At 51.7% G+C, this 10,588-nt stretch carries 10 protein-coding genes; all 10 read left to right on the forward strand.

The genetic code is table 11. The features are described 5' to 3' along the window. Positions 1-83: 83 nt before the first annotated feature. The 10 genes from HU730_RS08850 to HU730_RS08895 all read left to right on the forward strand — a co-directional run bounded on the left by HU730_RS08850 (position 84) and on the right by HU730_RS08895 (position 10,587). Positions 84-587: an STY4534 family ICE replication protein gene (locus HU730_RS08850; protein ID WP_186526910.1), complete on the forward strand. Its 504-nt coding sequence runs from the start codon at positions 84-86 to the stop codon at positions 585-587. A gap of 96 nt (positions 588-683) precedes the next feature. Continuing rightward, entirely contained in the window at positions 684-1,001 is a 318-nt protein-coding gene (locus HU730_RS08855; protein ID WP_186526911.1) for a hypothetical protein, read from the forward strand. Between the two features lie 110 nt (positions 1,002-1,111). Next, positions 1,112-1,447, forward strand: a complete 336-nt coding sequence (locus tag HU730_RS08860) for a hypothetical protein (RefSeq protein WP_124376269.1) — start codon at positions 1,112-1,114, stop codon at positions 1,445-1,447. Positions 1,448-1,524: 77 nt separating this feature from the next. Next, a complete protein-coding gene (locus HU730_RS08865; protein ID WP_186526912.1) occupies positions 1,525-2,130 on the forward strand; it encodes a DUF3275 family protein in 606 nt (201 codons plus the stop codon). A gap of 84 nt (positions 2,131-2,214) precedes the next feature. Continuing rightward, positions 2,215-2,508, forward strand: a complete 294-nt coding sequence (locus HU730_RS08870; RefSeq protein WP_254914032.1) for a hypothetical protein — start codon at positions 2,215-2,217, stop codon at positions 2,506-2,508. Positions 2,509-2,567: 59 nt separating this feature from the next. Continuing rightward, on the forward strand, positions 2,568-3,173 hold the full coding sequence (locus HU730_RS08875; protein ID WP_057726209.1) for a hypothetical protein: 606 nt from the start codon (positions 2,568-2,570) through the stop codon (positions 3,171-3,173). A 15-nt stretch (positions 3,174-3,188) separates the two neighbouring features. Further along, positions 3,189-4,646 (forward strand): DUF6094 domain-containing protein, encoded by a 1,458-nt coding sequence (locus tag HU730_RS08880; RefSeq protein ID WP_186526913.1) that lies wholly within the window; start codon positions 3,189-3,191, stop codon positions 4,644-4,646. A 104-nt stretch (positions 4,647-4,750) separates the two neighbouring features. Then, positions 4,751-6,991, forward strand: coding sequence for a DEAD/DEAH box helicase (locus tag HU730_RS08885; RefSeq protein ID WP_186526914.1), 2,241 nt, complete (start codon positions 4,751-4,753; stop codon positions 6,989-6,991). Positions 6,992-7,515: 524 nt separating this feature from the next. Next, complete coding sequence (gene ccrA / locus HU730_RS08890) at positions 7,516-8,736, forward strand: crotonyl-CoA carboxylase/reductase (protein WP_202883905.1); 1,221 nt, start codon at positions 7,516-7,518, stop codon at positions 8,734-8,736. Positions 8,737-8,739: 3 nt separating this feature from the next. Next, positions 8,740-10,587: a non-ribosomal peptide synthetase gene (locus HU730_RS08895; RefSeq protein ID WP_186526915.1), complete on the forward strand. Its 1,848-nt coding sequence runs from the start codon at positions 8,740-8,742 to the stop codon at positions 10,585-10,587. Position 10,588: the final 1 nt, after the last annotated feature.

The following is a 10,588-nucleotide window of genomic DNA, read 5'->3' on the forward strand; positions in this document are numbered from 1 at the left end:
TCTACCCACCCTCGCGGGGAATACTTTCCCCCTAGGGCGAAGTGTTTCTCCGCTTTCTGTTATTTCGAAACTGGAGAATTACCTTGAGCACTAATCAACCCAACGAAGCAAAATTCTTCGACCTTCACACCACTGGTATCGGTTATCTCAACCGTATCCGTGAAGTGAAACCTCGCGGCAAAGGTAAGCCATTCATGGCAGTTACCGTTGCGGCACTGCGCGGCTCGATGGATGATGCCGAGTATTCCTATATCGACTGCAACGTGGTCGGCGCTGAAGCTGAAAAGCTGATTCGTCGCAGCCAAGCAGCCGTTGAAGCCGGAAAGAAGGTCCTTGTGAGCTTCCGAATCGGTGATATCTGGACTGACGCATTTACCTACGAGAAAGGCGATAAAAAAGGTCAACCTGGAGCAAGCCTCAAGGGACGCCTGTTGTTTATCGGCTGGATCAAGGTGGATGGGGTTACTGTCTATGAAGCCAAACCGAAAGACTCTGCTGAGCCCCTTCCTGCCCAGGATGGTGCTGCTGGAGATGATTCGGATGACGCCCAAGGACAACCAGAACCTGAACAACGTCAATCTGCATGATTGAAATCATGGCGCCCCCTGGGCGCCTTTCAATATTCGTACCGAAGGGAACGCCTCCCTTCGGGATTGGTGATTTCCGAACACTGGAGATAAACCATGATGATGAACCCTCAACGACTGCCGCTGCTGACCGAAATCGGTCTTTTAGCTGCTCAAGCTAGTATTTATAGCGAGCTGGATAAACTACTTCCAATCAACCCAACACTCGATCCCGATGATGACCCGCGTTACACCCTTACTTCTGACCTTTGGTTAGGAGTACTGGATGGCGTTATCTCATTGGCAAAGATGGACCATCGAGATGAATTCACTCCCAAAAACAGCCCGCTGTTATCGGAGTACGGACTTCTCAAAGAATATCGAAGAGCTCGTTGGGAGTTGGAAGATGAGATCATCCACCCCGAGTATTACTAAATCGCCAACTGGCATTAGCTGCCTCTCATACTGACTCTGCAATAGCATAACCACCCAACGGGAAACCATCTCCCGAACGGGCCAGGTGGTTTTCGCACCTGGAGATAAACATGCAAACCACCACTAACCTCGTGTCGTCTGACCTGCTCAAGCTCCCGGTCGTTTTAACACCTCGGGCCTGGCAGGAAGCGGTGCATATTGAAAACCCACAGGACGCAAGTGTTGTCAGTGAGCGACTGGGCGAAGTTGTCCTGGAGGCCTACCGAGAACTGCATTTGCAACCTGACAGCACACAGATCCATTTCGGCCTCTATCGTTTATTGCCTGCCGGCAATAGCACTGATCGGGTCTGGCTGGACCTAAAACTTGACCGCATAGAATCACCGCCAGGCGTTTTCTATCTGTACATCTCACTCAAGGAAGAAACTCATACTTCTTGCCCGTAATCCTTTGACATTCACAGCACTACCCAAAGCCCGACATCTGTCGGGCTTTTTTCATTCGTAGCAGTGCGGAGCTGCCCATGATCAACATCCCCGGCCAACTGGCCATCCGTACCATCAGCGGCCGTAATGGCGAATTCAACGTCGGACGGCTCTCGACCTCTATCGGTGAGTTCGTGATCAAAGACGCACTCCTCGATCAGTACGATGAAGGCAAATACCGAGGCGACTTTCTGATAACGGAGATCCGTCCTTCGTATTACTCCACAGCAGGCCGCCTGGTCGTTGAGATCCGTGCAAAGCTGGAAAGCATGAGCCTCGACGACGTCGACAATCTGACACCAGAAGACGCCGCCAGGCTCTCGCCAAACGAGCCTGACCCTATGGATGAAGAGTCTTCCTCCAACCTCTCCAAGCCAGTGCAGCGGAATAATCCGCCCGCAGTACCGGCCTCCAATAAACAGGTATCAACAGAGGATGCCCCGTTTGGGATGACCCCGACCGGCGGAACCAACGACCTCGAGGCAGATGCCGAGTTGTTCGGCACAATCTGGCCTCTGAGCGATACAGTCAGGCTGGACACAACTGTTGATCGTCAGCAGCTACGCCAACAGTGCAGTCGGCTCTCTGAGCTCGGCTATGTACACAACTTCAAGCTGCAGGTATGGAATATCTCCAATACCTGACGAAGCCCGCGATACGCCAAGCCAATCGGCACAACCCATGAGGGGCTCCCTCCTGGGCGCTCCTCGACTCAGCAGGAGCAGCACATGAATCCAATCTTCAATAACCTGACCCAAGAAATCCTTGAAAACATCGAAGATCAGCTCGCCAATAACGAGGTGTCGACGAATGAGGAGCTTTGGGACTTCTTCGTAGAGGAGCTCGAAATGACGGCAGAACAAGCCGATGCCGCCGTTGCCCTTCGCCACAAATACCTGGGGCAAATTTTCTCACTGGGCACAGCCCTCTATTTCAAGACGAGACGGTATCGTTTGACCCGAACGATAAAACGTTCAAATCGGATAACCTTCTATTTCCCAAGCAATAACACTTACAGCTAACACCCCCGAGGGGCTCACCGCCCCTCCGGGCGGGTTCCCCCTCCATTATGGAGGTTCCCATGCCCAGCCCTACCCCGCTCTTCCCAATCGAGGAGTGCAATGATCTTTTCGTCGACGCTTGCGCGTGTGACGAACAACGCAACCTGGTGTTCCTTTCTGCATGGGGTCGAGACACGGCGCTGCAGGAGTTCCTGGCCAGGCTGACCCTCGGCACGACAGAAGATGGTCTAAGCCAGTTTCACATCGTTGTAGATGGCCAAAGTCTTCCTGTCTTTCCCAACATCGATCTGTTGGAAAAGCGCACCACGCGACAATTGCGCGGTACGTTATTCGGCAGCTTGATTCACCTCTGGTTGTTTGACCGACGCTGCGTACAGCCGGATCGGGCCAACCACTTCGCCTACGCCCTTCTTGAGAACGGGCAGTCACCTCGTCAACGGCTTTGGCCGTTGATACAGGACACCTGTCCATTACCGCTACTGCCTCATTGGCAGGAGCAGGTAATGGGGTTGCTCACCCAACACGACATGCTGCAGCTTTTACCTGGAACGTCCGGTGCTGTTGCGGCATGGCGTTTGTCGTTGCAACTCGACGTTCTCGAAACAGCCCTAGGCGAGCTCATTCGCCAGGGGCAGCTCTCAACCCACGCTCAGTTTGAGCATTGATCCAGGAGCCTCACCATGGCTTTGATGTTCCCACGATTGGCGCGCAACTTCGCTCGCAATGGCTACTACCCCACTGACGAAACGACGCTGGAACTCACCCTACAAGCGTTGGCACCATCCCCAAGCGGGAAGATGCGGATCTTCGATCCCTGTGCAGGCGAAGGCGCTGCCTTAGCTGAAGCTGCTCATGCACTCGGCCGTGACCGCGTTGAGACCTACGCAGTCGAGTATGACCAGGAGCGTGCCAAACACAGCAAGACACTGCTGGATTGCGTGCTGCACAGCGACTTGATGGACACCATGATCAGCCGCCAGGCCTTCGGCTTGCTCTGGCTCAACCCGCCCTACGGTGACCTGGTCGCTGACCATGCAGGTGCATCTCAGTACCAAGGTAACGGCCGTCGGCGCCTGGAGAAGATGTTCTATCAACGGACGCTGCCACTGCTGCAGTACGGGGGAGTCTTGGTGCTGATTGTTCCGCACTACGTGCTGGACGATGAGCTATGTGGTTGGCTATGCAATCACTTTACTGAACTGCGGATCTACAAAGCCGCTGATCCAACCTTTAAACAGGTAGTGATCTTCGGTATACGAATCCGCCGGCAGGACCTCGCTCGACCGCAAGAGGTCAAAAACGTACGCGCACGCTTTCAGGCGATCGGTGCCGGCACACTGAGCGCGGAAGCGTTACCAACCAGTTGGCCACGGGAGCCCTACAGGGTTCTCCCGGCATCCAACGAGCTGGAACACTTCTACCGTATCAGCCTTGAACCTGAACAGCTCAGCGAAGAAATCAAAAGACTTCGTGGCATGTGGCCTGACTTCACACTGCACTTTGGTCAAAGCGGCGCTCAGCCGCGACCTCCCGTGAGGGAGCTGTCGCGCTGGCACTTGGCGTTGGCATTGGCTGCCGGTGCGATTTCCGGCGTAGTGAAATCCAAAACCGGCCGAGTATTGGTACTCAAAGGCGATACCTACAAAGATAAGGTCCGCAAGACCGAGTTCACCGAAGACCAGGACGGCAACGTGTCCGAGGTAAGGATCCTGACTGATCGTTTCGTGCCCATCATTCGGGCATGGGACATGACGCCAGGCTCTGCCAACCAAGGCCGCGTGATCACCATCAGTTCGTCGGCGGATACGCCGCATGAGCCTGATGAGGCGGTGACACAGCCAACACTGACCCCACCACCACGAGTGACATTTGAACCTGGCCGCTTAGTGCTGACCCAGTCAGTGCACCACCTGATTGAGCATGGACAGCTCGATCCAAGCACTTACTTGCGACGGCATTTCTCCGGTGACTGGGGGGAACTGCCCAAAGAAGACTGGAGCAGTAACCAACGGGCTCTGACCTACGGGGATCGATTGTTCTCCTGTTATGACATATGCGCCGGCGATGAGACCCGGCTCTGGATCATCACCGAAGCTGACCGCAGTGCAACAACCGTGTTGCTGCCATCGGACTACTGACCCACCACGCCAACCTGGCCATCCGTTAACCAACCCGCAGGGTATTCACCATACCCGTCGGGGTGTCGTGCATGCCCTGTTTCGTTCCTATTGGAGAAACACTCATGAACGACCTATCCCAAGTCTCTGTATCGCCCTTGGCCATCGGCCTGACTGAGTTCATCGACGAATTCGGTGATGAATTATTGGACTCCCTCAATCGTTCTAACCCACCGGTTTATTCCGGCAGCATCAACGAAGCCCATCAACGGGTTATGAGCGAACTCAAACGCCAGCCGTTCCCTGCTCAAGCTGATGTAGTGCAAGCCGTTGCAGCTTTATTGCTAGACCGCAACGAGCAGGCAGCCGTTATCAATGCAGAAATGGGCACTGGGAAAACCATGATGGCCATCGCAGTAGCCGCTGTCATGCACAGTGCGGGCTACCGCCGCACTTTGGTGGTTTCGCCTCCACACCTGGTCTACAAATGGCGACGGGAGATACTCGAAACCATCCCAGACGCACGCGTGTGGGTTCTCAATGGACCCGATACGCTGGTTAAACTGATCAAGCTACGTGACCAACTGGGGGATCCTTACGATGGCCGTAAAGAATTCTTCATTCTCGGACGCGTGCGAATGCGCATGGGGTATCACTGGCGTACGGTATGTTGGCCACGTCGCGCCAGCGGCGGATACAACTTCGCAGGATGCCCCGACTGCGGACGCCTTCTGGAGGACTTAGAAGGCAACCGTGTGACTGTCGAAGAGTTTCACCGAGAGGAACGCCGTCGGAGCTGCCCTTATTGCCAAGGACAACTCTGGACGCTGATGCGCCCGGGCAAAGCCGACAACGGAACTCGTCGTGCGACCATACTAAAATCGATGTGTCGGATTCCGACTATCGGTCCAGTACGTGCGGACAGGTTGCTGAATGACTTCGGGGAGGACTTCCTCGCCTCGATGCTGATCGACAACGTCAGCGAATTCATCAATCTGATGGACGCCCAGGGCAATTTCATCTTCAGCGACCGCCAAGCCAAACGCATGGAGCGCGCCATGGCCAACATTGAATTTGGCTTTGGCGAGGGCGGTTACCAACCCACCGAGTTCATCAAACGCTACCTACCAGACGGATATTTCGACCTGCTGGTGGTGGATGAAGGACATGAATATAAAAACAGTGGCTCGGCCCAAGGTCAAGCCATGGGTGTATTGGCAGCGAAAGCACGTAAAACCGTGCTGCTGACAGGCACCCTCATGGGTGGCTATGCCGATGATCTGTTCTACCTCCTGTTCCGAATACTTACCCGGCGAATGATCGAGGACGGTTACAAACCAAACGCGCGCGGAAGTATGGCTCCGGCCGCGATGTCATTCATGCGCGACCACGGCGTATTGAAGGACATTTACACCGAGCGGGACAACGTGTCACACAAAACAGCCAAGGGAAAAAAACTCTCGGTGCGAACGGTGAAAGCCCCAGGCTTCGGCCCTAAAGGCATTCACCGTTTTGTGTTGCCGTTCACTGTGTTTCTGAAACTTAAAGATATCGGTGGCAACGTGTTGCCGGCGTACCAGGAGGAATTTGTCGATATCAGCATGTCTGCAGAACAAGCGTCGGCCTATCAGCAATTGGCAGGAAAACTGACGCAGGAACTTCGCCAAGCATTGGCCCGTCGAGACACTACCTTGCTAGGGGTAGTACTCAACGTGCTGCTGGCTTGGCCTGACTGCTGCTTTCGACCGGAGATCGTTAAGCACCCTCGTAGCAAAGATACCTTGGCGTTCGTCGCCTCGATCTTTGCAGATAAGCAAATAATGCCGAAGGAGAAAGCACTGCTCGACCTCTGCCTCACGGAAAAAGCCAAAGGCCGGAAGATTCTGGCCTATACCGTGTACAGCGGCACTCGAGACACCACCTCTCGCCTGAAACGACTGCTGGAGCAATCTGGTTTAAAAGTAGCGGTCCTGAGGGCGACAGTGGATACCGCCAGGCGCGAGGATTGGATCCTCGACCAGGTAGACAGAGGTGTCGACGTACTGATCACTAACCCGGAGCTGGTCAAGACCGGGTTGGATTTGCTCGATTTTCCGACCATTGCGTTCCTGCAGACAGGTTACAACGTATACACCTTGCAACAGGCAGCTCGACGGTCATGGCGGATTGGGCAAAAGCAGCCGGTGCGGGTGGTTTTTTTTGGCTATGCCGGCAGCTCTCAGATTACTTGCCTGCAGTTGATGGCCAAGAAAATCGCCGTGGCTCAAAGCACGTCGGGAGATGTGCCAGATTCTGGTCTCGACTCGCTGAACCAAGATGGGGATTCAGTGGAGATGACTCTTGCTCGACAATTAATTGCTGCATGACCTCCAGGCCACCTCAGGGTGGCCTTCTTTATCGAGGGATTATTGGCATTCGCTCTTCATTCGACTGGATCGAAACGAATGATGCGCCCATTCGGATCTATATAAACTCATTAAAAACACCGAAACTTAAAAAGAAATTTAATATTTAATTTTTAAATATGATGAGCATACAAAAACAACTAACTAGTTGGTTAACGACACTAAGTCCGTAACCCGTTGATTATAAAGATCTTACCCAACTCCCGCTGGAAGACTAATCCTTAATGGCATTTTAACATTCAACACGTTAAAAACACCAAACTACAAGATTTTGATTTGCATGATTTAAGATCATGCCCTACGGTTTAACGGAGAATAATTCTAGACAGCGTTAGGAAGACAACCTGTATTTAATTGCCAAAGAAATAGATATTCAAAATATCTTATGCGAACAACCGAATTAATTACTAGTCAATGAAACAACAACCTAAGACACACCAAGAATCACACACCAATTCAATTCGATACTGACAGGGAGATCACCAATGAATGGAATTGCCAATACATTAGATATTTCAAACACCGGCATTGACCTAGAGGTACCTAAGACGATGCTGGCTCAAACACTAAGGCCCAGCAGATATGGGGCGCCGTGCACAGCCTTCGCTTTGGAAACAGTCTCTGTACCAACTCTTCAAGCAGACGAATGTCTGGTCAAGGTGATGGCTGCAGGTGTTAATCATAATGGTATCTGGGCCGCCCTCGGCCACCCGATTGATGTCATAGAATTACAGAGAAAACGAGGTGAGGTTTGTGACTTTCATATTGCTGGATCTGATGCTTCAGGGATTGTAGTCGCAGTAGGCAAAGGTATTTCTGACGTAGCTGTTGGCGACGAGGTTGTACTGCACTGCGGATGGTGGGATGAAAACTCTGTTGTTGACGAGATCATGGACAAGTCCGCGAAAATTTGGGGTTACGAAATCAATTTCGGCGCTTTTGCGGAATATACGCGAGTCAAGCGCCAAGCTATTTTGCCTAAGCCAAAACACCTCAGTTGGGAAGAGGCCGCGTCCTACATGCTCTGCGGCGCTACCGCCTACCGTATGCTTCATGGTTTTGCGCCTCATACTGTTAAACCAGGAGACGTTGTGTTGATTTGGGGAGGCAGCGGTGGGATGGGCTCAATGGCAATCCAATTAGTCAATGCAGCTGGTGGTATACCGATCGCAGTCGTAAGCAGCCAGGAAAAAGCTGACTACTGTAGAGCAATAGGCGCGAAAGGTACTATCAATCGTCAAAACTACGAGCACTGGGGCGAGCTCGATGACATTCAAAATCAAGATGCATACTCTCTATGGCTAAAATCAGCAAGAAGGTTTCAAGAAGAGATCTGGCACTTGGCAGGTGAGAAGAAAAACCCAGCAATTGTTATAGAGCATCCAGGTGAAGATACATTTCCCACATCTTCTTTTGTTTGTGCAGCTGGCGGGATGGTCGTTATATGCGCAGGTACCAGCGGTTATAAGGGCACCTTCGATATCCGCTATCAATGGATGCGACAAAAAAGGTTACAAGGCTCCCATTTTGCAAATGGGACACAATGCGCCGCCTTCAACAAATTAGTTTGCGAAGGTCTAGTTAAACCTTGCCTAACGAAAACTTTTGATTTTTCCGAATTGCCGATGGCTCATCAAATCATGTATGAAAACAGAGAGCCTTTAGGTAACTTCGCCATTAAAATCGGTAGTCGCCTGGAGGTTTAATCAATGCTGTTTATTGAACGCTTCATGAAAACAGCTGCGTCCACGCCTGACATAATGGCTCTAAAAGATGGACATTCCAACCTGAGTTACCATGAGGTTTATAACCTAGCAGCGAATTTAGCAAAAACTATATCGTCAGTCACATCTGAAAAAATGATCGGCATACTAATACCAAAGAGCATAGACTACATAATTTCAGTACTGGCCGTACATCTATCAGGCAAAACAGTAGTCACACTCGACGGAGATTATCCAATAGAGCGACTGCAGCAGATGATTGACTCCATTGCCCTCCGCTTTTGTTTAATCAACAGCACTCAACCGCAAGAGCTAAATTCGTTAATTGAACAGAATGCCCAGTGCCTGTGCATTGACAACCTGCTGAGTTCAGTCAAAAATCGCGACTGGCGTGACCCGGAGGCTTTAGTAGACGAAACGCCAGCTTATGTAGTTTTCACTTCTGGAACAACGGGGCGTCCCAAGCCGGTATCAGTTCCTTATCGCTCGCTTACTGCCTTAGTAGATTGGATGCTCAATTCCCCGCCGCCCGGTACCACGTTGTTTTATGCCGCGCAAGGATTTGATGTGTCATTTCAAGAGATATACAGTACCTTGTGCCATGGCGGTTGCCTTTGGATCATCTCCGACAGGCAAAAGAAAGATCTTCATATACTGACAGAGCAATTAACTGAAAAAGCTGTTACCCGTCTATTCTTGCCGACTTCAATGCTTATTCCTTTCGTAACATTCAATTTGCACAAGGGTGGTCAACTATCAAGCCTGAGCGAGGTTATCGTGGCGGGAGAACAGTTGAAGGTCACCCCGGCAGTAAGACAGTGGTTCGAGGCGCACCCTCAGTGTTGCCTAGTCAACCACTATGGCCCTTCCGAAACTCACGTTGTCATGGAACACAGACTTACAGGCCGCCCCCAGAACTGGCCCAATTTGCCGCCAATCGGCCGCGTCGTTCCGGGCAGCAAGGCCTTCTTATTAGATGAGCAGATGCGAGAGGTAAGTACAGGTAGTCCCGGCCAACTCTACATTGCTGGAGATTCGGTAGCGCTGGGTTACCACAACATGCCAGAACAGACTGAGGAAAAATTTGTTTCACATCCGAGTACCCTTGAGCGCATGTACGAAACAGGAGACATCTGTGTAGTCAATTCGCAGGGGGTCTACGAATACAGAGGACGTCGCGATCGCCAGTATAAGGTCCGCGGTTATCGAGTTGAGCTAAAAGAAATTGAAGCAGCAGTGGCCGAATCTGGAATGATAGAAGATTGCGTAGTGGTGGCAAAGACATCAGGCCAAACCACTTCGCTGATTCTTTATTACACCGTCCGAGCGAATGGTACGGATGTTAGCCTAACTCTACACTCGTACTTGGCGGATCACCTGCCAGACTACATGTTGCCGTCGTTCTACAAAAGTATGCCCGCTCTTCCCCTTAACCGAAATGGGAAGATCGATACTTCAAAGCTACCCGAAATAGGTGGACTCAGATCGCAATTAAACTCAGTTTACGTTCCCCCACAAGGTGAGCTTGAATCTCACATCTGCTCAGTCGCGGCAAACTGCTTTGGCCTAGACCGCATGGGAGCCAACGACAATTTTATGGAGGTAGGTGCCAATTCAATAACTTTGATTTCTTTTTTAGCTGAACTGCGTTATGCGCTGGCTCACGATTTTCGACAGACCGATTTGTTCGAGTATCCAACCCCGCGGCAACTGTGTGCGTGCTACCAACGTGCGCTTAGCTATTCATCAGGGCCTCTACCAAAGGTGTCTGTAGATAAGCACAAACTCAGGTCTCATACCATTCGTAGTGTTCAAAGCAAAAGGAGAGGCTGAG

Origin of the sequence: Pseudomonas sp. SWRI22, from assembly GCF_014268395.2 — a bacterium.
In the GTDB taxonomy this organism is placed as follows: domain Bacteria; phylum Pseudomonadota; class Gammaproteobacteria; order Pseudomonadales; family Pseudomonadaceae; genus Aquipseudomonas; species Aquipseudomonas paracarnis.

Bases quoted from the DNA above. Each gene is read 5' to 3' on its own strand.
- HU730_RS08855 (WP_186526911.1), top strand. From the start codon at position 684: ATGATGATGAACCCTCAACGACTGCCGCTGCTGACCGAAATCGGTCTT.
- HU730_RS08860 (WP_124376269.1), top strand. From the start codon at position 1,112: ATGCAAACCACCACTAACCTCGTGTCGTCTGACCTGCTCAAGCTCCCG.
- HU730_RS08865 (WP_186526912.1), top strand. From the start codon at position 1,525: ATGATCAACATCCCCGGCCAACTGGCCATCCGTACCATCAGCGGCCGT.
- HU730_RS08870 (WP_254914032.1), top strand. From the start codon at position 2,215: ATGAATCCAATCTTCAATAACCTGACCCAAGAAATCCTTGAAAACATC.
- HU730_RS08875 (WP_057726209.1), top strand. From the start codon at position 2,568: ATGCCCAGCCCTACCCCGCTCTTCCCAATCGAGGAGTGCAATGATCTT.
- HU730_RS08880 (WP_186526913.1), top strand. From the start codon at position 3,189: ATGGCTTTGATGTTCCCACGATTGGCGCGCAACTTCGCTCGCAATGGC.
- HU730_RS08885 (WP_186526914.1), top strand. From the start codon at position 4,751: ATGAACGACCTATCCCAAGTCTCTGTATCGCCCTTGGCCATCGGCCTG.
- ccrA (WP_202883905.1), top strand. From the start codon at position 7,516: ATGAATGGAATTGCCAATACATTAGATATTTCAAACACCGGCATTGAC.
- HU730_RS08895 (WP_186526915.1), top strand. From the start codon at position 8,740: ATGCTGTTTATTGAACGCTTCATGAAAACAGCTGCGTCCACGCCTGAC.